Source organism: Saccharothrix sp. NRRL B-16348 (assembly GCF_001280085.1).
Lineage (GTDB): Bacteria > Actinomycetota > Actinomycetes > Mycobacteriales > Pseudonocardiaceae > Actinosynnema.
In genome coordinates this window covers 57,403-79,156 of the sequence record NZ_LGED01000200.1, presented here as the reverse complement: position 1 = coordinate 79,156, position 21,754 = coordinate 57,403, and the positions used below count along the sequence as shown (strand labels likewise).

Annotated in this window: 26 protein-coding genes; 13 read left to right on the top strand and 13 right to left on the bottom strand. The window is 71.6% G+C overall.

Annotated elements, in window-relative coordinates; genetic code table 11:
• Window positions 1-16 precede the first annotated feature (16 nt).
• The gene (locus ADK67_RS21350) at window positions 17-1,654 is read right to left on the bottom strand and encodes an ABC-F family ATP-binding cassette domain-containing protein (protein ID WP_197289553.1); all 1,638 of its coding nucleotides are present in this window, start codon (window positions 1,652-1,654) and stop codon (window positions 17-19) included.
• Window positions 1,655-1,746: 92 nt separating this feature from the next.
• Here ADK67_RS21350 and ADK67_RS21345 point away from each other — a divergent pair, with 92 nt between their 5' ends.
• Window positions 1,747-2,634 carry a hypothetical protein gene (locus ADK67_RS21345; RefSeq protein WP_053718229.1) on the top strand — a complete coding sequence of 296 codons (888 nt, stop codon included), beginning with the start codon at window positions 1,747-1,749 and terminating at the stop codon, window positions 2,632-2,634.
• Between the two features lie 10 nt (window positions 2,635-2,644).
• Here ADK67_RS21345 and ADK67_RS21340 read toward each other — a convergent pair whose 3' ends face one another.
• Both ADK67_RS21340 and zapE read right to left on the bottom strand, forming a co-directional pair.
• Window positions 2,645-2,887 (bottom strand): DUF3040 domain-containing protein, encoded by a 243-nt coding sequence (locus tag ADK67_RS21340; protein WP_053718228.1) that lies wholly within the window; start codon window positions 2,885-2,887, stop codon window positions 2,645-2,647.
• A gap of 67 nt (window positions 2,888-2,954) precedes the next feature.
• Complete coding sequence (zapE, locus tag ADK67_RS21335) at window positions 2,955-3,965, bottom strand: cell division protein ZapE (protein WP_053718227.1); 1,011 nt, start codon at window positions 3,963-3,965, stop codon at window positions 2,955-2,957.
• A gap of 39 nt (window positions 3,966-4,004) precedes the next feature.
• Between zapE and ADK67_RS21330 the strand changes: the two genes are divergently transcribed.
• Genes ADK67_RS21330 through ADK67_RS21295 form a run of 9 tightly spaced genes read left to right on the top strand, consistent with a single transcriptional unit; the run spans window position 4,005 to window position 8,664 of the window.
• On the top strand, window positions 4,005-4,778 hold the full coding sequence (locus ADK67_RS21330) for a pyrimidine reductase family protein (protein ID WP_053718331.1): 774 nt from the start codon (window positions 4,005-4,007) through the stop codon (window positions 4,776-4,778).
• A gap of 54 nt (window positions 4,779-4,832) precedes the next feature.
• Window positions 4,833-5,279, top strand: a complete 447-nt coding sequence (locus ADK67_RS21325) for an Asp23/Gls24 family envelope stress response protein (protein WP_053718226.1) — start codon at window positions 4,833-4,835, stop codon at window positions 5,277-5,279.
• Window positions 5,276-5,539 carry a hypothetical protein gene (locus tag ADK67_RS21320; RefSeq protein WP_053718225.1) on the top strand — a complete coding sequence of 88 codons (264 nt, stop codon included), beginning with the start codon at window positions 5,276-5,278 and terminating at the stop codon, window positions 5,537-5,539. Before ADK67_RS21325 ends, ADK67_RS21320 begins: the two co-directional genes overlap by 4 nt.
• Window positions 5,536-5,712 (top strand): hypothetical protein, encoded by a 177-nt coding sequence (locus tag ADK67_RS51080; protein WP_157620697.1) that lies wholly within the window; start codon window positions 5,536-5,538, stop codon window positions 5,710-5,712. Before ADK67_RS21320 ends, ADK67_RS51080 begins: the two co-directional genes overlap by 4 nt.
• A complete protein-coding gene (locus ADK67_RS21315; RefSeq protein ID WP_053718224.1) occupies window positions 5,709-6,011 on the top strand; it encodes an Asp23/Gls24 family envelope stress response protein in 303 nt (100 codons plus the stop codon). The genes ADK67_RS51080 and ADK67_RS21315 overlap by 4 nt, the downstream gene beginning before the upstream one ends.
• A complete protein-coding gene (locus ADK67_RS21310; protein WP_053718223.1) occupies window positions 6,012-6,533 on the top strand; it encodes a DUF6286 domain-containing protein in 522 nt (173 codons plus the stop codon).
• Entirely contained in the window at window positions 6,530-7,105 is a 576-nt protein-coding gene (locus ADK67_RS21305) for a hypothetical protein (protein ID WP_053718222.1), read from the top strand. The genes ADK67_RS21310 and ADK67_RS21305 overlap by 4 nt, the downstream gene beginning before the upstream one ends.
• Window positions 7,090-8,163, top strand: a complete 1,074-nt coding sequence (locus ADK67_RS21300) for an ATP-dependent DNA ligase (RefSeq protein ID WP_053718221.1) — start codon at window positions 7,090-7,092, stop codon at window positions 8,161-8,163. Before ADK67_RS21305 ends, ADK67_RS21300 begins: the two co-directional genes overlap by 16 nt.
• A gap of 27 nt (window positions 8,164-8,190) precedes the next feature.
• Window positions 8,191-8,664 carry a hypothetical protein gene (locus tag ADK67_RS21295; protein ID WP_157620696.1) on the top strand — a complete coding sequence of 158 codons (474 nt, stop codon included), beginning with the start codon at window positions 8,191-8,193 and terminating at the stop codon, window positions 8,662-8,664.
• Here the strand turns inward: ADK67_RS21295 and ADK67_RS21290 are convergent.
• Window positions 8,655-9,092 carry an iron chaperone gene (locus ADK67_RS21290; RefSeq protein WP_053718219.1) on the bottom strand — a complete coding sequence of 146 codons (438 nt, stop codon included), beginning with the start codon at window positions 9,090-9,092 and terminating at the stop codon, window positions 8,655-8,657. The genes ADK67_RS21295 and ADK67_RS21290 overlap by 10 nt on opposite strands.
• A gap of 3 nt (window positions 9,093-9,095) precedes the next feature.
• On the bottom strand, window positions 9,096-10,007 hold the full coding sequence (locus ADK67_RS21285) for an EamA family transporter (protein WP_082403654.1): 912 nt from the start codon (window positions 10,005-10,007) through the stop codon (window positions 9,096-9,098).
• 158 nt (window positions 10,008-10,165) lie between these two features.
• Here ADK67_RS21285 and ADK67_RS21280 point away from each other — a divergent pair, with 158 nt between their 5' ends.
• On the top strand, window positions 10,166-11,677 hold the full coding sequence (locus ADK67_RS21280; protein ID WP_231648293.1) for an alpha/beta fold hydrolase: 1,512 nt from the start codon (window positions 10,166-10,168) through the stop codon (window positions 11,675-11,677).
• Between the two features lie 853 nt (window positions 11,678-12,530).
• Here ADK67_RS21280 and ADK67_RS21275 read toward each other — a convergent pair.
• The 8 genes from ADK67_RS21275 to ligD form a co-directional block, all read right to left on the bottom strand.
• Window positions 12,531-13,220 (bottom strand): DUF6319 family protein, encoded by a 690-nt coding sequence (locus ADK67_RS21275; protein WP_053718217.1) that lies wholly within the window; start codon window positions 13,218-13,220, stop codon window positions 12,531-12,533.
• A gap of 51 nt (window positions 13,221-13,271) precedes the next feature.
• Window positions 13,272-13,874: a DUF2238 domain-containing protein gene (locus ADK67_RS21270; protein ID WP_053718216.1), complete on the bottom strand. Its 603-nt coding sequence runs from the start codon at window positions 13,872-13,874 to the stop codon at window positions 13,272-13,274.
• An 88-nt stretch (window positions 13,875-13,962) separates the two neighbouring features.
• Window positions 13,963-14,910, bottom strand: a complete 948-nt coding sequence (locus ADK67_RS21265; protein ID WP_082403653.1) for a DUF1996 domain-containing protein — start codon at window positions 14,908-14,910, stop codon at window positions 13,963-13,965.
• A 38-nt stretch (window positions 14,911-14,948) separates the two neighbouring features.
• Window positions 14,949-17,714: a glycosyl hydrolase gene (locus ADK67_RS53800; RefSeq protein ID WP_231648292.1), complete on the bottom strand. Its 2,766-nt coding sequence runs from the start codon at window positions 17,712-17,714 to the stop codon at window positions 14,949-14,951.
• Window positions 17,715-17,842: 128 nt separating this feature from the next.
• Complete coding sequence (locus ADK67_RS21255) at window positions 17,843-18,040, bottom strand: hypothetical protein (RefSeq protein ID WP_053718213.1); 198 nt, start codon at window positions 18,038-18,040, stop codon at window positions 17,843-17,845.
• Between the two features lie 99 nt (window positions 18,041-18,139).
• A complete protein-coding gene (locus tag ADK67_RS21250; RefSeq protein ID WP_157620694.1) occupies window positions 18,140-19,027 on the bottom strand; it encodes a phosphotransferase family protein in 888 nt (295 codons plus the stop codon).
• A gap of 41 nt (window positions 19,028-19,068) precedes the next feature.
• A complete protein-coding gene (locus ADK67_RS51075; RefSeq protein WP_157620689.1) occupies window positions 19,069-19,242 on the bottom strand; it encodes a hypothetical protein in 174 nt (57 codons plus the stop codon).
• A gap of 199 nt (window positions 19,243-19,441) precedes the next feature.
• Complete coding sequence (gene ligD / locus ADK67_RS21245) at window positions 19,442-20,434, bottom strand: non-homologous end-joining DNA ligase (RefSeq protein ID WP_053718211.1); 993 nt, start codon at window positions 20,432-20,434, stop codon at window positions 19,442-19,444.
• A 210-nt stretch (window positions 20,435-20,644) separates the two neighbouring features.
• Here ligD and ADK67_RS21240 point away from each other — a divergent pair, with 210 nt between their 5' ends.
• Both ADK67_RS21240 and ADK67_RS49190 read left to right on the top strand, forming a co-directional pair.
• Window positions 20,645-21,115, top strand: coding sequence for a hypothetical protein (locus ADK67_RS21240; RefSeq protein WP_157620687.1), 471 nt, complete (start codon window positions 20,645-20,647; stop codon window positions 21,113-21,115).
• Window positions 21,112-21,672, top strand: coding sequence for a DUF3558 family protein (locus ADK67_RS49190; RefSeq protein ID WP_197289552.1), 561 nt, complete (start codon window positions 21,112-21,114; stop codon window positions 21,670-21,672). Before ADK67_RS21240 ends, ADK67_RS49190 begins: the two co-directional genes overlap by 4 nt.
• Window positions 21,673-21,754 lie beyond the last annotated feature (82 nt).

The following is a 21,754-nucleotide window of genomic DNA, read 5'->3' as shown; positions in this document are numbered from 1 at the left end:
GGCAGCGTAGATCGCCTCACCGGGCGCGCTTGACCCGCGTCTCGTCCCACACCGGCTCGTCCACCTCGACCACCTCGCCGTCGGACCGGAACAGCAGGAACCGGTCGAACCCGCGGGCGAACCAGCGGTCGTGCGTGACCGCGACGACCGTGCCGGTGAAGCCTTCCAGCGCGTCCTGCAACGCCTCCGCCGAGTTCAGGTCGAGGTTGTCGGTCGGCTCGTCCAGCAGCAGCAACGTGGCGCCGGACAGCTCCAGCAGCAGCACCTGGAACCGGGCCTGCTGACCGCCGGACAGCGTCTCGAACCGCTGGTCGCCCTGCTTGCCCAGGCCGTACCGGCTCAGCACGGCCATCGCCGCGCCGCGGTCGAGCCCCTTGCGGCCGCCCTCGCCGTGCCACAGGACGTCGACCAGCGTGCGGCCGATCCACTCCGGGTGCTGGTGGGTCTGCGCGAACAGGCCCGGCACCACCCTCGCGCCGAGGCGGCACACGCCCGTGTGCGCGACGTCGCCGCCGCCGAGCAGCCGCAGGAAGTGGCTCTTGCCCGAGCCGTTCGAGCCGAGCACGGCCACCCGGTCCTCGAAGAAGACCTCCGCGTCGAACGGCTTCATCAGCCCGGTCAGCTCGAGGTTCTCCACGGTGATCGCGCGCACGCCGGTCCGGCCGCCGCGCAGGCGGGGCGTCACCTTCTCGTCCGTCGGCAGCTCCGGCGGCGGGCCCGCCTCCTCGAACTTCTCCAGCTTGGCCCGCATCACCCGGTACTTCGCCGCCATCACCTCGCTGATCCTGGCCTGGATCTGGAGCGTGCGGACGAGTTCCTTGAGGTGGTCGTGCTCCTCGTTCCAGCGGCGGTGCAGCTCGGCGAGGCGGTCGATGCGGGCCGCGCGGGCGCCGTGCCAGGTGCCGAACGAGCCGGGGTGCGTCCACGCCGAGTGCGCCTCCACCGTGACGACGTGCGTCGCGGCGATGTCGAGCAGCTCACGGTCGTGGCTGACCAGCAGCACGGCCTTGCCGGTCTCGCGCAGCCGTTCCTCCAGCCACCGCTTGCCCGGCACGTCGAGGTAGTTGTCCGGCTCGTCCAGCAGCAGCACCTGTTCCGGGCCGCGCAGCAGCGCTTCGAGCACCAGCCGCTTCTGCTCGCCGCCGGACAGCGTGCGGACCTCCCGGAACCTGGCCCGGTCGAACGGCACGCCGAGCGCGGCGACCGTGACCGTGTCCCACAGCACCTCGGCGTCGTAGCCGCCGACCTCGCCCCACGCGGTGATCGCGTCGGCGTAGCGCATCTGGGTCGGCTCGTCGTCGGTCTCCATGAGCTGGAGCTCGACCTCGTCCAGCGCCCGGGCGGCGGCGCGCAGCGGCTCGGGTGACGCGGCCAGCAGCAGATCCCGGACGGTGCTGGAGTCGCGGACCGAGCCGACGAACTGCGGCATCACGCCGAGCCCGCCCTGCACGCGGACGCTGCCCGCGGTGGGTGTCAGCTCGTTCGACAGGATCCTGAGCAGCGTCGTCTTGCCGACGCCGTTCGCGCCGACCAAGGCGACCACGCTGTTCGTGCCGACCTTGAACGACACGTCGCGGAACAGCTCGCGGCCGTCGGGCAGGCGGAAGGCGAGGCCGTTCGCGTCCAGGAATCCCACTCGCGCATGGTCGGTCATGGCCGCCGCCCGTGGCCAGCGGATTTGGCAGTATCTGCGAAGTGTGACGCGACTCCCTCAATCACGGGCGGTTCGCGGGGAGGATGTCGGGGATGGATTCGAGCGACATGGCACGGCTGGTCGCGGCGCAACTGGGGGTGCTGGCCACGGTGGGGGCGCTGCCGGGCGTCGAGGACGGCGTGCCGGTCGGCGAGCCGGCGCCGGTGCGGTGCGACTCCGGCGACGTGGTCCTGTGGCGGCACCCGGTGGGCCGCGGGTACGTGGACGTGGCGGCGCGGCCGTGCTGGGGCGCGCCGCTGGTGGCGTTCGTGCCGGAGGGGCGTGCGACGCCGGCCGTGGTGCGGCGGCCGTGGCCGGTAGACGACGCGCGGGAGGACGCCGCCGAGCGGTACCGGCACCGGGTGCACGACCTCGCGCACCTGGCGCAGGTGGTGGGGCTGGACGAGCCGGTGGTGCGGCGGTTCGACCGGGCGCTGGTCGAGGAGGTGCTGCGGCCCAGGGTCGAGACGCGGACGTTGCCGCCGTGCGTCCGGACGCCGCGGCAGGAGACCGACGCGTGGGCGCTGGCCGCGTGCGTGCAGGTGCTGCTGGACTTCTACCGCTACCGGTACGACCAGGAACGGCTCGCGTCGGAGCTGGGGCTCGGCACGGAGGACTCGCCGGTGCGCGGCACGTGGCGGGACGTGGCGCTCGCGGTGGAGGGGCTGACCGGCAAGGCGTTGTCGGTCGCGGTGTCGACCTCGCCGACGTTCACGGAGCACGTGGCCGAGGTGCGCGCGGAACGGCCGTCCATCAGCTTCGTGCCCGGTCACGCCAGGGTCGTCACCGGCTACACGCGGATGAGCTCGCTGCGGCTGATGGGCGCCGGCTTCGCCGGGCTGCTCGTGCTCGACCCCGCCGAAGGTGCGGCCCGGTGGGAGAACTACGACGCGATGGCGTGCGTGGGCAGCTGCACGGCCAGGGTGCACCTGGTGCCGTAGCGGTGACCGCTCACCGCCAGGTGTAGCCGCGCATCAGCAGCAGCAGCGCGCCGAACCCCAGCGACGCCAGGGCCGGGCCGATCGCGCCGAGGACCAGCAGCAGCACGCCCAGGCCCCCGAACGTGGCCACGAGGGCGTAGCTGAGCACCGGGTGCCGGGGTTTGCCGGCGACGAGCGCCGAGGCCAGCCCCGGCTCCTCGTCCGCGAGTCTGCTCTCGATCTCACTGAGGGTGCGGCGTTCCGCTTCGCTCATCACGCGCGAGGGATACCCGGCGCCCCACCCCCAAAACCACCCCGAACGGGGCTCTGAGCAGGCGCGATCAGCGGGAGAGCGCGACGAGCCGCGACACCGCCCGCAGGTACTTCTTGCGGTAGCCGCCACGCAGCATTTCGGCCGTGAACAGCTCCGAGAGCGGCTCGCCGGACACCGCCACCGGGATGTCCCGGTCGTAGAGGCGGTCGCCGAGCGCCACGAGCCGCAGCGCCACCGCCTGGTCGGGCGCGGGCCGGACGTGGCGCAGGTGCACCGCGGTGACGCCGTCCACCAGCCGGCCGTAGCTCGACGGGTGGATCCGGGCCAGCGCGTCGCACAGGTCGGCGAACTCGTCCAGCGTGCTGCCGGGCGTGCTCCGCGCCTTGGCCACCAGGTCCTCGTCGGTCGTGGGCGGCGGCGCGTCGGGCAGGCCGCGGTGGCGGTAGTCGGGGCCGTCGACCCGGACCACGGTGAACTTCGCCGACATCGACTGGATCTCGCGCAGGAAGTCGGCGGCGGCGAACCGGCCCTCGCCCAGCTTGTCCGGCAGCGTGTTCGACGTGGCCGCGACCGACACGCCCGCCGCGGTCAGTTCCTTGATCAGGCGCGTGACCAGCATCGTGTCGCCCGGGTCGTCCAGCTCGAACTCGTCGATCGCGAGCAGCTTGTGCGACGACAGGCGGCGCACGGTCTCGCCGAAGCCCAGCGCGCCGACCAGGTTGGTCAGCTCCACGAACGTGCCGTAGGCCTTGGGGCCGGGCACCGCGTGCCACACCGACGCCAGCAGGTGGGTCTTGCCGACGCCGAAGCCGCCGTCGAGGTAGAGCCCGGGTTTGCCGTCGTCGGCGCCCGACCGCTTGAACAGCCTGCCGAGCACGCCCCGGCTGCCGCCCTCGGACACGCGTTCGGCGAACTCGCGGCCGGCCCGCACCGCCGCGGCCTGGCTCGGCTCGTCCGGGTTGGGCAGGTAGGTGTCGAAGCGGACCGCGTCGAAGCGGGGCGGCGGCACCATCGCGTCCACCAGTTCGTCCGCGGCGACGTGCGGGGTGCGGTCGGACAGGCGCGGCGGGGCGGACATGACCGGATCGTAACGGCGTGCTGGGATGTGGCGGTGCGGATGTTGTGGCCACCACGTGCCGGCGAGATCACCGACGACGAGCTGGAACGGCTCTACGACTACCCCGGCGGGCTCGACCGGCCGTGGGTGCAGGTGAACTTCGTGTCCAGCGTGGACGGTGCGGTGTCGGTGGCCGGGCGGTCCGAGGGCCTGGGCAACGACGCCGACCGCAAGGTGTTCATGCTCGGCCGCGACCTGTGCGACGTGGTGCTCGTCGGCGCGGGCACCGCCCTGGTCGAGGGCTACCACGGCGTCAAGGCGGGCGAGGTGCGCGCGTCCCGGCGGGCCAGGCTGGGTCTCGCGCCCGTGCCGCCGGTCGCCGTGGTCACGGGGCGGTGCTCGATCGAGCCGACGTCCACGCTGCTGACCAGCACCAGCGTGCCGCCGATCATCCTCACCACGCGGGCCGCGCCCGAGGAGCGGCGTGCCGCGCTGGCCGCGGCGGGCGCCGACGTGGTCGTCGCCGGTGAGGAGACCGTGGCCATGGATCTGGCGCTGGCGGCGTTGGACGAGCGCGGGCTGCGCCGGGTCGACTGCGAGGGCGGGCCGCACGTGCTCGGCGCGTTGATCGACGCGGACCTGGTGGACGTGCTGTGCGTGACGTTCTCCCCGCTGCTCGCGGGCGGTGACGCCGGTCGGATCGCGGTCGGGCCGCTGCCACCGTCACCGCGGTCGATGGAGCTGGAATCGGTGCTGCACCACGACAGCGCCCTCCTCCTGCGGTACCGCAAGGTGACGCCTGATCCGGTGACGCCGGGCACATCCGCGCCCTGAGCCGGATACGGTCCGCATCCGAACGTGCACGCACCGATTCGGAGAGGATCCGCCGTGGCGCAGAGCACCGCCGCCAAGCCGGAGGTCGGCACCGCCCGTCTGGCCGAGGACACCGAACAGGGCAGGACCACGATCGCGTCGTCGGTCGTGCAGAAGGTCGCGGGCATCGCCGCGCGGGAGATCTCGGGCGTGCACGCGCTCGGCGGCGGCGTGTCGCGGGCGTTCGGCGCCCTGCGCGAGCGGATCCCGGGCGCGGGCACCGCGGACACCGCCGGTGTCGCCGTCGAGGTCGGCGAGAAGCAGGCCGCGGTCGATCTGGACATCGTGGTCGAGTACGGCGCGAGCATCGTCGACCTGGCGCGGGCCGTGCGGCGCAACGTGATCGGGTCGGTGGAGCGGATCACCGGCCTGGAGGTCATCGAGGTCAACATCGCGGTCAACGACATCCACCTGCCCGAGGAGGACGAGGAGACCGAGCCGACGGGGTCGCGGGTCGAGTGACGGACGTGTCGGAGGACGTCGAGGCCGCCGTGCTCGCCCACCCGGACGTGGCGCGGCTGGACGGCGCGTTCGCCTCCTACCTGCCGGGACGGCGGGTGCTCGGCGTCCGGGTCGGCGCGCGGGTCGAGGTGGCGGTGGTGCTGCGGACCGGACGGCCGGTCCGCGAGGTGGTGGCGGAGCTGCGGGCGCGCGTGACGCGGGTGGCGGGCGCCGCGCCGGTGGACGTCGTCGTGGCCGATCTGGAGTGGGAGAGCTGGTGAGCGCGACGCAAACGGGCCTGCTGGCGGGCCTGGTCCTCGGCCTGGCCGCGACGGGTGGCTTCACCGCCTTCCTGGTGACCCTGGCGGTCGGGGTGATCGGCCTGGTCGCCGGCCGGGTCCTCGACGGCGAGCTGGACCTCGGCGACCTGTTCGGCCGGGGCCGCGACAAGTGACCGACGCGGGAGGCACGCTCGAGATCCACCCGATCGTGGTGAAGAAGGTGGCGGCGCACGCCGTCCGGCTCGTGCCCGGCGCGGAGCCGAGCGCGGTGGTCAAGGTCGGCGAGGTGGCCGGTGACCTGGAGCTGGCGGTGAAGCTGGCGTTGCGCTACCCGTCGCCCGTGCGCACGGCCGCCGCGGACGTCCGGCGGCGCGTCACCGAGGAGGTCGAGCGGATCACCGGCTACCGGGTCCGGTCGGTGGCCGTGACGGTGTCCGCGCTGCGCGCCGAGACCCGGCCGCGGGTGGTGTAGGTGCGGTTCCTGCTGCGGGTGCTGTCGCCGTTGCTCGGGGTGGCGTTCGCCGCCGCCGGCGCGCTGCTGGTCGTCGCGGTCGCCCGGCACTGGTCCGGGCGCGCGTGGCCGGACTGGCCGGACTGGTCCTGGGTGGACCGGCCGGTGCTCGTGATCGGCGCGTGGCTGGCCGTCGGCGGGCTGTTCCTGCTGGTCGTGGCGTCACGGGCCGGGGTGGCGCAGGTGCTGCTGGACGACCCGGCCGACGGGGTGCGGGTGGTGACCACGCCGACGTCGTTGGCCCGCGTGGTCGGGCACCGGGTGCGGGCGGAGGACGGGGTGGTGGACGTGTCGGTCTCCGCGTCGCGGCGCAAGGTGCGGGTCCGGGCGACCAGCCGCCTGCACGACGAGGCGTCGTTGCGGCCACGGCTGCTGGAGGTGGCGCGGGCGGCGGTGGACGAGCTGCCGCTACCCGTGCGGCCGAAGGTGTCGGTCGTCGTCATCTCGCCGAAGGACCGCATCTCGGCCAAGGACCGCCCGTGAACCCTTCGAACCGCCCCGGACGCGTGCCGACCGCCGTGCTCGGCGCGCTCGCCCTGCTGGTCGGTGGCGCCGCCGTGCTGCTGCACCGCTTCGCCGTCGACCGGCCGGTGCTCGACCCGGTCGTGCTCGACTGGGCCCGGCGGCACCTGCTGCCCGTCCGGCTCGGGCTGATCGCGCTCGGCCTGCTGGCCGTGGTCCTCGGGCTGCGGTGGGCGTGGCGCGCGATCCGCCCCGAACGGCACCCCGACCTGTTCCTGGACGACGTGGTCGTGACCGCCAAGGCGCTGGCGGCGGCGGTGCGCGCGGACGCCGAGCAGCTGCCGGGCGTGGCCGCCGCGAAGGTGTCCGTGGTGGGCACGCCCGCACTGCGGCTGCGGCTGACGCTGCGGCACGGCGCGGACGTGCGGCACGTGTGGCGGGAGTTGGACGGCCTGGTGCTGTCGCGGGCCCGCACCGCGCTCGGCGTCGACGTCCTCCCGACCGCCGTGCGGCTCGATCTGGCCAAGAGGGAGCGTCAACGCGTGCGCCCGGCGCGTTCACCCGGCAGGATGGCCGGGTGGCGCTCCCGTTGACCCCTCCCGTGCAGCCGATGTTGGCCACCGCGGTGGACAAGATCCCGACCGGCGCGGACCTGGTGTTCGAACCCAAGTGGGACGGCTACCGCTGCCTGGTGTTCCGCGACGGCGACGAGGTGTTCCTCCAGTCCCGCAGCGGCAAGCCGCTCAACCGGTACTTCCCGGAGGCGGAGGCCGCGCTGCGGCGCACCCTGCCGCCGCGGATCGTGGTCGACGGCGAACTCGTCGTGGCCAAGGACGACAAGCTCGACTTCGACGCGCTGTCCGAGCGGATCCACCCGGCGGAGAGCCGCGTGCGGCTGCTGGCGGAGCAGACGCCGGCGAGCTTCGTGGCGTTCGACGTGCTGGCCCTGGGCGACGACCTGCTGCTGGAACGGCCGGGCACGGAGCGCCGGTCCACGTTGGAGGGCCTGATCACGCCCGGCGACGGCCTCTACCTCACGCCCGCGACCACCGACGGCGACCTGGCGGCGCAGTGGTTCGAGCTGTTCGAGGGCGCGGGCCTGGACGGCGTCATCGGCAAGCCCGCCGCGGGCGAGTACACGCCCGGCAAGCGCACCATGATCAAGGTCAAGCACGCCCGCACCGCCGAGTGCGTGGTGGCCGGGCTGCGCTGGCACAAGGACACCGAGCCCGGCACCGCGGTCGGCTCGCTGCTGCTCGGCCTGCACGACGACGCGGGCATCCTGCACCACGTCGGCGTCGTCGGCTCCTTCAAGGCGGCCGAACGGCGGGCGCTGGCCGAGGAGTTCAAGGACCTGATCACCACCGACGACCACCCGTGGCTGGTGGAGCCGGACGGCCGCCGCCTGCCCGGCGAGATCAACCGGTGGCGCGGCAAGCACGCCGACTGGGTGCCGCTGCGGCCGGAACGCGTGCTGGAGATCGCGTACTCGCAGACCGAGGGCGGCGCGCCGGCCCGGCTGCGGCACAACGGCCAGTTCCGCCGCTGGCGGCCCGACCGCGACCCCGCGTCGTGCCGCTACGACCAGCTCGAGCAGCCTGCGCGCTACGACGTGGAATCGGTGCTGCGAGGCGAAGTTCGCCCCGCGTGACCGCTCGGGTGAGTACCGTGGTGGGTTGTGGCCGAAGTAGCTGACGTGGACACGCTCATCCGGGAGTTAGACGACCGCATGCGGCACGACTGCACGCGGCTGTCGATGTGGCGGGTCGTCCACCGGACGACCGGGCTGTTCTACACCGTGGTGCTGATCGTCGTGCCCGCCGTGCTCGCGGTGGGATTCACGTCGTCCGAGACGCCGCTGGGCAAGGTGCTGCTGCTCACGACGGCGGTCGTGGGCGGGTTGAACGTGACGTTCCGGCCCTACCTGCACAGCCTGAAGCGGCGCAGCGCCGTCAACACCATGCGGCACCTGCGCGACGACTTCCGCGCCGACGTGGCGAACGCGGTGGAAGGCGAGGTGCTGGCCGTCTACCGCAAGTACTCCGCCACCTACGCGACGATCTTCGAGGAACGCGGCAACGAGCTGATCGACGGCCGGCTCAGCGTCGAGGAACCGCCGGACGACCCGCAGCCCAAACCCCCTCAGCCCTGAGCGGCGCGCGCCTTCGCCACGAAGTCGGCCACGCCCTGCCGCGCGACCTCACGTCCGATCAGGTCGAGCGGCAGGTCGTCGACGCGCTTGAACCGCACGCAGCTCTTGCCCATGTCGAGCTTCCGCCCGGTCGCCTCGAACTCGGACCGGAACTCCTGCTCGCGCTCCCCGTACACGCCCATCAGGTACAGCGAGACGTAGTTCTTCTGCGACGCGAGCGACACGTACGCGAGCGGCTGCCCGTTGTACGTCTTGCCGGACACCTCCAGCGGCACCGAGTAGGTGATCATCCCCCACTGCATGCCCTCGACGTACCCGTCCGGCAGGTTCGCCAGGACCACGTCCCGCACCGCCGACACCGTCGCGCGCCGGTCCTCCGGCAGCTCCGCCAGGTACTCCTCGACCGTCGCGGCCTTGCTCTGGACCATCCCTCACACCTCCGGTCTCGCGGTGCGGGTCGCACCGATCGACGCCAGCACCACGCAGAACACCGCGACCCACTGGGCCGGGCGCAGCGCCTCGTGCAGCAGGAGCAACCCGGCCAGCGCCGCGACCGCCGGCTCCAGGCTCATCAGGATGCCGAACACGCGCGGCGGGATCTTGCGCAACGCCTCCAACTCCAGCGAGTACGGGATCACCGACGACAGCAGCGCCACCGCCGCGCCCGCGACGAGCACCACCGGGTCGAGCAGCATCGTGCCCGCCTCGGCCACGCCGAACGGCAGCGCCACCGCCGCGCCGACCACCATCGCCAGCGCCAGGCCCTTGCCGTCGGACGTGCGGCTGCCCAGCGCCGCCGTCAGCAGGATGTAGCCGGCCCAGCACGCGCCCGCGCCCGCCGCGAACAGCACGCCGGGCAGCGCCAGGCCACCGTCGACCCTGGTCAGCAGCAGCACGCCGGCCGCCGCGAGCAACGCCCACACACCGTCCAGCCAGCGCCGCGAGCCGATGACGGCCACCGCCAGCGGGCCGAGGAACTCGATGGTGACCGCCGCGCCCAGCGGGATGTGCTTGATCGCCTGGTAGAAGCTCAGGTTCATGGCGCCGAGCACCAGCCCGTAGCCGACGATCACCGCGTACGTCCGCCGGTCCAGCCGCAGCGACGGCCGCCACACCAGCAGCAGGATGAGGGCCGCCAGCACGAGCCGCAGCGTGACCGTGCCCGCGGCGCCCGCCAGGGTGAACAGCTGCTTGGCCACGGCGGCGCCGACCTGCACGCTCACCACGCCCAGCAGCACCAGCGCGGGTGGCGGGATCGCGCCGAACGCCCTGGCGGCGAGCGTGACCGGCCCCGAGCGGCTGAGCCTGCGTTCGGGGATGCCTTCGACGTGCACCGTGACCACGTCGACATCCTGCCCCAGCCCACTCACCGAAGTCTCACCTGGACTGTGTGAGGCTCTGCACCGAACCTATGGGGCAACCAGCCCACCGGGAGATCAACGCCGTGGGAGAGAGCGAGGGGACCGCTGTGCCGCGTCGGCGTCACGCCGCTTCCGTCTTGGTGGCACTGAGCGCGCTGGCCGCGTGCAGCGCGGGTCCGTCGACCCGGCCGGTGATCGCCGTGCACGGCGACGGCCAGGAGCCGTCGTCCGCCACCGTCCCGACCGGTCCCCGCGAGGTCCCGCCGCTGGAGAGCTACGAGGCGCCCGGGCTGTCCTGGTCGTCGTGCACGGACTCCGCGCGTGCCCGGATGGGTGCTTCGGCGCCGGCGGGCACGTGGGAGTACGAGTGCTCGCAGCTCACCGTGCGGCTGGACGTGCCGAGCCGTCCCGGGCGCGGCAACCTGGGCATGTCGCTGCTGCGCGTGGGCACGGGCGGCAGTCCGCTGGTGGTGGTCGGCGAGGCCGGTGGCGAGCCGGGGACGTTGAAGGCGGCGCGGCTGGCGGCGAGCCTGCCCGCGACGGTGCTGAGCACGTTCACGCTGATCGGCGTCGACCGGCGGGGCACCGGCGAGTCGGACCCCGTGCAGTGCGTGCCGGACGCGGCGCGGGTCGGGATCGTGGAGGCCGATCCGGGTGCGGAGTCGAACGAGGAACTGGTCGACGCGTACACGTTGGCGAGCCGCGAGTGCGTGCTCGACATGGAGAACCGGTTGCCCGCGGTGGACTCGTGGCGTGCGTCGGCCGATTTGGAGCAGCTGCGCGAGGCGTTGGGCGTGCCGCACCTGAACGCCATCGGCCTCGGTGAGGGTTCGCGGGTGTTGACGCTGTACGCGTCGCGGTTCCCGGACCGGATCGGGCGGATGGTGTTCGACGGCGCGCCGGACCCGACGTTGGACACGACGGCCGTGGCGCAGACCCGGGCGGTGGCGGCGGAGGAGACGTTCTCGGCGTTCCAGAAGGACTGCGTGATCCGGGGCTGCCCGCTCGGCTCGGGTGCGACCGACCGGTACCGGGCGTTGCTGGACTCGTTGCGGGACAAGCCGTTGCCCGGTGAGGACTTCGACCTCACGCCGGGGACCGCCACGGAGGCCGTGCTGGCCGGTTTGGCGGACCGGTCGCGGTGGGTGGCGTTGGCTGACGCGATCGTGGCGGCGGAGGGCGGTGACGGCGCCAAGCTGAGCGCGTTCATCGAGCCGCTGCTGCTGGAGCAGGACGAGGACCCGCCACGCATCGACGCCGGCATCATCACCGGCTGTAACGACACGACGAACCGCGTGCCGCCCGAACGGGTGGCTGGTCTGACGGCGGACTGGCGCACCAAGCACCCGTTGTTCGGCGCTCACTTCGCACGCAAACTGCTGGCCTGCGGCCCGTTCCCGGTGCCTCAGCCGGTGAAGGTGCCGAGGCTGGTGGGCGCCCCACCGATGCTGGTTCTGACCACCGCGACCGACCCCGTGACACCTCGTGAGGGTGGTGAGCGGGCGGCGCAGGCCCTGCCCGCCGGGGTCGTGGTGGGGTGGCAGGGCGGTGGACATGGCGCCCTCGGCCAGTCGGCGTGCGCGACCAGGGCGGCGGAGGAGTTCTTGGTGGACGCGAAGGTGCCGTCCAACGGCACCGCCTGCCCCCCGTGAGCCGCGCCGGTCACCCGGCACACCCCCGCGGACCGCGCTACCCTGCCGCCCAAGCCGTCCCGCGTCCCACCCGCCGAGGCTCGCGACAACCAAACACAATCGGGTGATCTTGGCCGGAAAATGTACGGAAACACTGTTCCCGTACCTCGGTTGAAAACCAGCGGACCCGCCGAAACCACCCCAGTCCGCCACCACCCAGCCCACGACCGACCCCGACCCGCAACGACCCCAGCCGCTGACGATCACAGTCCGCGAACGACCGCCGATCCGCGAACGACCCCGCCACGGCAGGACGCCCGGCGAGCCAACCCCCCTCGCGCCAGGACGCGGCGAGGCCGGTGCGCCATGCGGGGTGCGGGTGCAGTTGCGAAGCGGTGTGCCGCACGGAGTTGGCGGGCGGCGGCGGCCAAGCGGGCGGCGAAGCCAAAGCGCGATGAGGCGGCGCGGTCAAGCTGGCGGACGAGCCGCGAGGCTGGTGGGTCGCGAGGCCTTGAGGTCGCGGGCCGTGGGGTGGTGGGGATTGCCGGCCCGAGCCCCGGCGCGCTGGGGCGGGCCGGGGTCGGGTGGTTGGCGTTGGTGCGTTCGTTTTCCTGGCAGGCGCGGGACTAGCAGCTGGAGCAACACCCGCAGCCGGGGCCCGTGCAACCGGTGCAGCAGCCGCAGCTGCCGAGTTGGGCTTGCTCAGCTGTCGTGATCTCCACAACCATCTTGTGCCTCCGCGGCGTCGAGGGACTTCGTGCGACCGAAGGTATTTCGACCCCACGGTCCGCCCCTACCGCCGGCCAGGGGAAGTACCCTCACCCGATCGCGGAACGCCAATCATCAATACGTTGCAATACGTGTTCTCGCTCGGTCAGCCGGTCAGGTCGTCCAACGCCCGCTGGGCCGCCTCCAGCTCCGCCCGCAGCTGCTCGACCCGTGCGAGGTGGCGTTCGCGGGCCGCGCTGAGGACGCTCTCGACCGCCTCGTCGACCTCCGCCGGCAGCAGCTTCGACGCCTGCGACACCGCCGACGCCGCCACCGGCGCGGCCTTCAGCGTGCGCTTCGAACCCCACTGCACGTCGACCGTCCACTCGCCGTCCGCGGTCGAGGTGAGCGTCACCGTCACCTCCGCCGGCTTCGCCTGCTTGCGCACGGCCGGTCGGCGTTCCGCGGCCGCCGCGGGCGCCGCAGCGGGCTTCGGCTTCGGCGGCGCGGGAGCGGGAGCGGGCGCCGGCGTGTAGATGTGCTCAACCGGAGCCGGCGCCGGGGCCTCCGCGACGGCAGCCGCCGCGGGCGCCGGGGTGCGTTTGCGCGGAGCCGGCTTCTCCACCGTCAACTCGGCCGGCGAGAACGACAGGTCGTCCTTCTCCCCCGTCGGCCGCACCTGGATGAAATCACCCTCGGCCGGTTCGGTGAACGCCATCACCTTCGCCGACCGCCCGGCCTCCACCCCGACCGCGGCGGAGGTGAACCAGACCACGGGCGGGCGGCCCGCGGCCAACTCCGCGCGCAGGTGGTCGATGTCCTGCGGGGACAACGAGCTCTGCTTCGCCTTCGCCATCGCCTACCAACCTCCACGACTTGCACAAGATCCGTCGGTGTGCAGCTTGCCCTACCCCACCGACAATCCCGCGAGCTGTCGGTCGTGCGCACGCCCCAGCGACCACTGTGCGACCACCGACCCGACAAGCGCAAGGAGCATGTCCCAGTGCGTGTCCCACACATCCCCTTGCGTGCCAAGGAAGTCCGTCGCCGACTCGCCGCCGATCACCGCGCCCGCCCACTCCACGAACTCGTAGCCCGCGCTGACCGCCAGGCACGTCGCCGACACGAGGAAGAACGTCCACCGCCCCGGCCGCAGCGGCGTCCGGCGCAACAAGATCTCCCGGGCGAGCACCGCCGGCACGAAACCCTGCACGAAGTGGGCGAACCGGTCGTAGTGGTTGCGGTCGGTCCAGAGGTCGCCGAACGGCACCTCGGCGTACGTGTAGTGGCCGCCGAGCGCGAGCACCAGCGCGTGCCCGAAGATCAGCCAGTACGCGAGCGCCGTCAGCGGGAACCGGCGGCGGGTCCACGCCAGCAGGGGCAGCGCGATGAGGATCGGCGCGACCTCCAGCAGCCAGGTGACGTGGCTCTTGGGCCGGATGGCCGACACGGCGACCGCCACCACGACGAGTGCACCGAGGGTGACCGGCAGTCGGTCCCGTGGCTCCATCCGCCCGATCCTGCCACCGACGGGCCGTGCCGCACAGCGGTCCACAGAGGACGGGCGGTGGGGACGACGCCCCACCGCCCGCGCGCTCCTAGATCGGGTTGCCGTTCGTGCCGCAGATGCGACCCGCGTTCACGCAGTTCCGCACCCGTCGTTCCAGTTCCGGCTGGTCCCACGCGTTGATGAAGTCACCGTGGAAGGTGTACCCCGGCGCGGTGGTCACGTTCGCCCCGTTCACCGTCCCACCCAGCGACAGCCCGCCGCCGTTGACCGGGTAGGTGATCAGGAACTCCAGCCTGGGCAGGACCACGTTGTGCGTGGACGGGCAGGACCCGTTCCAGAACACGATGTGGTCCTTGTGGTTGGCGCTGTCGAGGTCCCGGCCGTTCCAGCAGGTCGGGAAGTCGAGGTACGTCTCCAGCTTGGTGCCCGCCGGGCAGTTCATGAAGTCCCGGCTCGACGGCGACTGCGTGGTGCACGACCACCGCGCGGACGGGTTCTGGTCGGGGCTGGTCGCCCGGGCGTTGCCGACCACGTACCTCATGTTCGGCGGGTACGGGACGGCGCGTTGCATGTCGTGGATGCCCTGGTAGTACACGGTGACGCTCTCCGGCGCGACCGGCTGCCCGTTCTTGTAGAGCGTGGGCACCCAGTAGGCGGACAGGTCGACCACCGGGTCGCACGTGGTGCCCGCCGCTTTGAGCGACGTGTACGTGGACGAGGCGTTGGTCGACCGGTTGCCGAAGAACTCGTGCACGTGCGACGCGCCGGTCTGGTCGGGGTAGATGATCGGGTCGTTGCCGGACCGGTGGCTCGCGCGGCAGTTGGCGCGGAACTCCGACGCGGCCTGGATGCCGGCTTGCCCCTCGATGGCCGCGGCCTGGTGCGCGTCCGGTGCGGCCGGGTGGTTGTCGTGGTTCACGGCGTGGAGCTGTGCGGGGCCCGCGCCCGCCGGCTGGTATGCGACCACCGACCCGATCAGGGCCAGTGCCAGCGCGACGGACGCGGCGCCGATGACACCTCTCATTCTCGCGTTCATCCGATCTCCTCCAGTGGAGCGGGATGCGGCGGCAGGTCTCAGGAGCCGAACGTGATCCAGTTGACGTTGACGAAGTCGGCGGGCTGACCGCTGGTGAACGTGAGGTAGACGTCGTGCTTGCCGGTCAGGCCGGTGATGTTGGCGGGCACGGTGCGCCAGCTCTGCCAGCCGCCGGTGTTGGCGATGGCGAAGCTGCCGAGCGGTGCGGCCGTGGGGCTGCCGACGCGGACCTCGACCAGGCCGCTCACGCCGCCCGCCGCGCCGCCGGCGACCCGGGCGACGAACTGCCGGCCGGTGCGCGTGCCGAAGTCGACGCCCCGGAAGAGCACCCACTCGCCGTTGGCGATGCCGGCGATGTTCTGGCCGCCGCCGGTGTCGGTGGTCGTCTCCTTGAACACGCCCTGGTGCTGGTCATAGGACTCGGCCTGGATCGTGCCGAACGCGTCCCGGCTGACCGGCGGAGCGGTCGTGGTGGTCGTGGTGGTCGTCGTCGTAGTAGTCGTGGTCGTGGTCGATGTCGGGTTCACGCCGCCCGAGCCGGAGTCGGTGCCGCTGCCGGCCGGGCCGCGCCACGCGGTGGACGACGCCGGCACGGACAGGGTCTGCCCGTCGGAGAACGTCACCGTGGCCGTCGTCGTGCCCGGGTTGTAGGCCACGTACGTGCGGGCGCCGTTCTTGCTCAGCACGGCGTGCGTCGGCACGTTCGCGGTGACGGACGTGTCGGGCGTGCCGTAGGTGTTGAGCGACGTGATCCAGTGGTAGGCGTGCGCCCGCGAGTCGCCGTCCTCCGGCGGGAGGCCCGAGCCGTAGTTGGCCAGCGCCTGCGCCGGGTCGGCGATCGCCAGGAACTGGGTGATGACGTCCTTCCACTCGACCTCGGTGCCGCCGTTGTTGGCGCGCAGCTCGTTGACGTTCTGCAGCACGTCGGCCTTGTAGTCGGCGTGGTACAGCGAGCCGCCGGTGATCGGCAGCATGTTGATGCCGTGGATCTCCTCCGGGTTCGCCGTCCACCACGTGCTGTAGCTGGCGCCCGCGCCCCACACCATGCCGACCGTGCCGTGCTGGAAGGCCGCCGGGAACACCGTGTCGTCCTTGTCGAACCAGTACTGGGCGATCGTGCTCTCCTGCGTGGTGTGCAGGTAGATGCCCGCGTCGCGCAGCGCGGTGTCGCCGGTGGCCTGGCCGAACAGCACCGCGGCGGTGGCGAACATCATCGCCTCGGACGACGACTCCTCGTTGTTGCCGTGCGCGAACCCGGCGTGGCCGGACGCCCAGCCGTGGCCCGCGTAGGCGTCGAAGTTGCGCAAGAACGGGAAGCGCGTCTCGCCGCGGTCGTAGTTGTTGGCGTCCTTGACCAGGAGCTTGACCATGCCGCCGTAGCGGGAGTCAGACGCCCACGCCGGGTCGTGCTGCGCGAGGATCGCCGCGGCCAGGACGTAGTAGCCGTAGTGGAAGTGGTGGTCGTTCAGCTCGGCGTCGGTGCCGTAGGACGCCTTGTAGCCGATCAGCGTGCCCCACGTTGCGTCGTAGGCGAAGTGGTTGCCCGCCTCGCCGGACGTGGCGGTGAGCCAGTCGGTGAGCCGGTCGCGGACCATGCCCAGGAGCCGGTCGCGGCCCGCGGTGTACCCGATCTGGTTGGCCACGCGGGCCAGCGCGGCCAGGCGCCACAACGCCTTGCCGGTCCAGTAGGTGTCGCCCGCGCCCTTCCACGGGTCGGCGGCGTTCAACTCCTGGTCGATCTCGGCGCGCAGGCGGTTCTGGTCGGCTGCCGAGGACAGGGGCAGCGCGGGCAGGACGCCGTTGAACGTGCTGCGGGTCGTGAACGACGAGCCCTCGCGCAGCCGCATCTCACCGCGCGGCGAGGTGTAGCGGAAGGCGGTGACGGTGTCGGTGGAGCTGAGCCACTGGTGCCGGTAGAGGGCCTGCAGGGTGCCTGTCTGGGTGCCCTGGCGTGCCGTGGTCGTGGCCGTGTAGGTGGCGGTGAGCTGGGCGTTCGCCGAGTTGTAGGTCCAGTTGACCTTGGTGTCCGTGACGAACGAGAACGCGTAGCGCTGGAACAGGGACAGCGCGTCGCGGCTCGGCAGCACGGCCACGGAGAAGAACGCGGCCGAGGAGGTGGCCTCGGCGGTGCCGACGACGTTCCAGTTGCTCGGCGAGAACAACGCGTAGTCGCGGCCGTTGATCGTGACGCCGAGGGTGGTGCCGGTGTTGCTCCAGATCGTGGTGGCGCCGTTGAAGCCGACCCGCGCCGCGCCGCCGGTGGCCTCCGCGTACACGTACGGCGAGCCGTGGCCGATGGTCGTGCGCAGGGTGCGCGTCCCGTCGGTCCACAGTGGACTGACCGTCCAGTCGGACCAGCCGTCGACCTGGGTGCGCGGCGCGGTGAGGCCGCTGACGCCGACGAACAGGTCGTCGGTGTGCATGAACTCGTAGAACCGGCCGTCGGGCGTGATGTTCGGGCTGGTCGGGTAGCCGACGCCGAGGCCCTGCGCCGCCGCGTGGAACGTCAGCGGGTGGGCGTACATGTTCTCGGAGTACGGGTTGCCGGGGTAGCGCTGGAACGCCAGGGACGACCACCAGTCGTTGGTCGGCACCGGGCGGCCGGCCATCCGGGCGGTGACCTTCGGCGTCAGGGGTGCGCCGTTGGCGTCGGACGGGCCGACCGCGCCCGCCGGGCGGGTGGTGGCGTAGCTGCCCGCGCCTACCGTGACGGCACTGGCCGTTCCGGGCAGGGCGAGGGGGATCGCGGCAGCCGCGGCCACCGCGACCACCAGTGCCGCCAAGTGGGGGCGGATTGAACGCACAGGGACCTCCAGCAGGGACTCACAGCTCTGTGAGAGCGCTCTCACGCAAGCCAAACGGTAAACCGCAGGTGAGGCGCGTGTCTACGGTTGGCCGCTTCTGACTCTGTCAAGAGCCCGCTGCGCGGTGGCTAGTCCTCGACGCGGAGGCGGTACTCGCAGCCGTACTCGACGGCGTACTCGAGGTCGTAGTGGTGCACGATCTTGGGGCCGCCGTGCAGGTGGACGTGGGTGACGGTCTGCTTCGGCACCTCGGGCGGCCTGGCGTGCGAGTCGACCCGGCCGTCGAGGGGGCCGCCGACGAACCGCACCACGTACGCCTGCGTCATCGGCCTGCCTCCCCTTCTTCGACGTTGCCCTCCATGGTACGAGAGGACCAGTCGGATCGCGGCTGAACCGCTCTCGGAAACAGCCGGTTGGCGGAAAGGTCAGGCGCCGAACCAGTGGTCGGCCAGGCCGTCCAGCGTCGTGGCCCCGGTCGGCACCTCGCGCAGGTACCAGGCGACGTTCGAGTAGACGTGCAGCAGCGCGTAGGCGAGCACCTTGCGCGGGTCGACCGCGTGGCCGTAGCCGTCGTGCAGCGCCCGGTTGGCCTCGCGTTCGCCGCGGGTGAGGAAGACGCCGGTGGCGACGAACTCGTACTCGCGGGCGGCGCGCAGGGCGGGTTCGAAGTCGAACAGGCCGGTGAGGCGGCCGTCGTCGATCAGCAGGTGGGCGCTCATCACCTCGGTGTGCGCCAGCACCAGTTCGGGGTGCCCGAGGTCGACGGAGTCGAGGAAGTCGGTGATCTGCTCCAGCCACTCGGGCGCGAGGCCGCGGGCACGCTGGCGTTCGACGCAACCGGCCGTCTGCGTGCGCACGAACTCCGCCCAGTCCCGCGGCTCCAACGGCGGCGGCGTGATGGCGTGGAGAGCGGCAAGCGCCTCTCCGACCTGGCGTGACACGTCCCGCCTCGCGCCCTCGTCCAGCTGGGGCCACACGTCCTTCAGGCTCGCGCCACGCAGGCGTTCCATGAGGACGTATCCCCAACCGCCGAACTCGCCCGCCGCGTGCAACGCAGGAGTGGGCACCGGCAACCGTCCCTGCACGGCTTCCAGCACGTCCCGTTCGGTCGCGACCTCGTCCAGGTGGACCGCGGGGAACAGCTTGAGCACGTGCCGGACACCCACCGCGTAGACCGGCAACGACCCGTCGGGGAACCGTTCCACGTCGCCGGACACCCCGAGGTGCCCGCACAACGCCTCCACCCCCGGCCGCAGCGCGTCGTCGTCCAGCGCCTCGAACTGCTCTTCGGTCACCGCGGGCGGGAAGCTCACGGCGGGCAGGCTAGATCGTTCCGAACGGCGCGGGCGAGCGATTATCGGTCGTCGTCGACCTGGCCGCCTTCGTCCTCGTTCTCGTCGACCAGGAGCGCACCGTCCGCGCCCAACCCGGCCGCGTCCAGCACCGCCCAGATGGCATGAGCGACGGCCGCGTAGTCACGGGCGGGCACGTCGGGAGGCAGGACCACTTCAAGGCGTCGAGTGTTCACGCGGCTCACCATGCCCCCGTGCCGTCGCCGGGGCGATACCCCTTCCGGGACACGGGGACCGTCGGCCTGCACCACCACCGCCGTCCGCCGTGATGACCTGCGCACTTGCCGGGTCTCTCGACCCCACTGGGACAGTCGCCGCAGCACGACACCACCCGGTCGGGCGAACTCGGACCGGGCGCACGTGATCGGAGTCGCTTTAGTTGCGCTTCCGCGACGGCTGCACGCGGGGTGGCTCGCCGGGCATCTTCGGGTAGTCCGGCGGGTACGGCATCTCGCCCCGGTCGTCGGCCTCGTACCACTCCAGCAGGCGCTCGATGCCGAACGCCTCGTCGTCCAGGGACGCGTGCGCGTCGCCGTTCTCCGCCAGGTACTTCGGCACGGTGAGGACGTCGAAGTCGTCCGGGTCCACAGTGGACAGGTGGTCCCACGTCACCGGGGTCGACACGGTGGCGCGGGGCGTGCCGCGGACCGACCAGGCGGACGCGATGGTGCGGTCGCGGGCGGCCTGGTTGAAGTCCAGAAAGACCCGTTCGCCGCGTTCTTCCTTCCACCACGACGTGGTCGCCTTGTCGGGCACGCGCCGCTCCACCTCGCGCGCCAACGCGATCACGGCGTGCCGCACGTCCACGAAGTCCCACTCGGGCCGGATGCGCACGGCCACGTGGATGCCACGACCGCCGGACGTCTTCGGGTATCCGGTGAATCCCAGCTCGTCCAGCACCTCCCGCAGCACCATCGCCACCGTGACCGCGTCCCGGAAGTCCGTGCCGGGCTGGGGGTCGAGGTCGACGCGCAGCTCGTCCGGCCGATCGGTGTCCGACCGCCGCACGGGCCACGGGTGGAAGTCGAACGTGCCCAGGTTCGCCGCCCACGCCAGCACGGCCGGCTCGGTCGGGCACACCTCGTCCGCGGGCCGCCCGGACGGGAACTTGATGCGCGCCGTCTCGACCCACTCGGGCGCCCCCTTGGGCAACCGCTTCTGGTAGAACGCCTCCCCGGTCACCCCGTCGACGTACCGCTTCAACGTCGTCGGCCGGTCGCGCAGCACGCGCAGCAGCGGCTCGGCGACCGCCAGGTAGTACTCGACCACCTGGATCTTGGTGATCCCACGCTCGGGGAAGTAGACCTTGCCCGGGTTGGACACCCGCACCACGCGCTCACCGACGGTTAGTTCCACAGCCTGGGCCATACGGGTGAGGGTAACAACGAAGAGGCCTTCACACCCAGCATCTGACCACGAACAGTGGTCAATGAATGCGAGAAACCATCACGTGAATGAAATCCGCACAACTGCGGCAGTCAGGTACACCATTCGGATGAAGTGGGACCACTGGTCCACCTCTACCATGGTACTGCGCTACAGTCCTTGATCGACATGCAAGACGCATTGGGGAGGGGCATGCCTGTGGTCGAGGACGGCGGCGCGAAGCTCGACAATGCCGGCGAGTTCGCCCTTGAAAGGTACGGCGAGACATCTGGAAGCGGGTGGTTGAACATTGGACTCTACACCATCACAGCCGCCACTGAGGAGTTTATTGCAGCAAACGAGGCGCACGCACTGTCGATCGACCCCCATGCCGTCGATTCGATGCTCAAGAAATTGACCGAAATGCAAGACACTCTTGATCTGGCCGCAGGAAGGTCCGGCATGATCGGCAGTTCCACCCCTCTGGGCAGCGGGTACGCCGAAGAAGTTGGACAAGTCAATCGGGACATCGGCAGGGAAGCACTGGATCGGATCATCCCGAAGTTCCGCCAGGCTATCGAAGACCTCAAAGCGGAAATCCACCGGAGCCGGGCGGCTTACCAAACCACGGACGCCACCCAGGCCGATGAGTGGAACAACATGGTGAGGAACGCCCAGCCGTGAATCCGACCGGTCGCCTTGCAATCGCCTGTGTCACCGTCTTCTCGCTGACGACCGCATGCACTGCTGCCGGTACCACCGGCTCACCCCGCCCGGCATCGACAACCGACTCGAAGCCATCTTCGCCTACGTCGTCGTCCAGCGCCCCCGGCAACAGCGCACTCGCCGAACTCAAGCCCTGTGACCTGCTCACCCCGAATGAAGTGAGCCAACTCGGCCTCAGCAATCCCGGCGAAGAAGATCGAGTGGCCGGCGCCGACACGTGCTTCTGGAAGGTCAGCGGCAACGGAAATGCCGGCGCCGCCATCCGCCCTCACCAGGGCATCGGCGATCTCGACTACACCGACGAACGCACGGTGCCGACGAAGGTCGGCAAATACCCGGCGACCCGAATCGAAGCACCACTGGGCGCGGAATACATGTGCCACGTGGTCATCTCGGTATCGGCATCGTCGAGCGTGCAGGTAGTCGCCACCATGCCGGCGAACACCATCGACACCGCCGCAGCGTGCGACCGAGCCACCAAGACCGCCGAGTTGATAGCCCCCAAACTCCCCTGAACGCCGCGAGGATGACCTGATGACTTCGCAGCCCACCGCACCCGCACCCAAAATACGCTACGAGAGTAGTACACACCAAGAT

Bases quoted from the DNA above. Each gene is read 5' to 3' on its own strand.
- ADK67_RS21350 (WP_197289553.1), bottom strand. From the start codon at position 1,654: ATGACCGACCATGCGCGAGTGGGATTCCTGGACGCGAACGGCCTCGCC.
- ADK67_RS21345 (WP_053718229.1), top strand. From the start codon at position 1,747: ATGGATTCGAGCGACATGGCACGGCTGGTCGCGGCGCAACTGGGGGTG.
- ADK67_RS21340 (WP_053718228.1), bottom strand. From the start codon at position 2,887: ATGAGCGAAGCGGAACGCCGCACCCTCAGTGAGATCGAGAGCAGACTC.
- zapE (WP_053718227.1), bottom strand. From the start codon at position 3,965: ATGTCCGCCCCGCCGCGCCTGTCCGACCGCACCCCGCACGTCGCCGCG.
- ADK67_RS21330 (WP_053718331.1), top strand. From the start codon at position 4,005: ATGTTGTGGCCACCACGTGCCGGCGAGATCACCGACGACGAGCTGGAA.
- ADK67_RS21290 (WP_053718219.1), bottom strand. From the start codon at position 9,092: ATGGTCCAGAGCAAGGCCGCGACGGTCGAGGAGTACCTGGCGGAGCTG.
- ADK67_RS21275 (WP_053718217.1), bottom strand. From the start codon at position 13,220: ATGGCGAAGGCGAAGCAGAGCTCGTTGTCCCCGCAGGACATCGACCAC.
- ADK67_RS21270 (WP_053718216.1), bottom strand. From the start codon at position 13,874: ATGGAGCCACGGGACCGACTGCCGGTCACCCTCGGTGCACTCGTCGTG.
- ADK67_RS21265 (WP_082403653.1), bottom strand. From the start codon at position 14,910: ATGAACGCGAGAATGAGAGGTGTCATCGGCGCCGCGTCCGTCGCGCTG.
- ADK67_RS21255 (WP_053718213.1), bottom strand. From the start codon at position 18,040: ATGACGCAGGCGTACGTGGTGCGGTTCGTCGGCGGCCCCCTCGACGGC.
- ligD (WP_053718211.1), bottom strand. From the start codon at position 20,434: ATGGCCCAGGCTGTGGAACTAACCGTCGGTGAGCGCGTGGTGCGGGTG.
- ADK67_RS21240 (WP_157620687.1), top strand. From the start codon at position 20,645: ATGCCTGTGGTCGAGGACGGCGGCGCGAAGCTCGACAATGCCGGCGAG.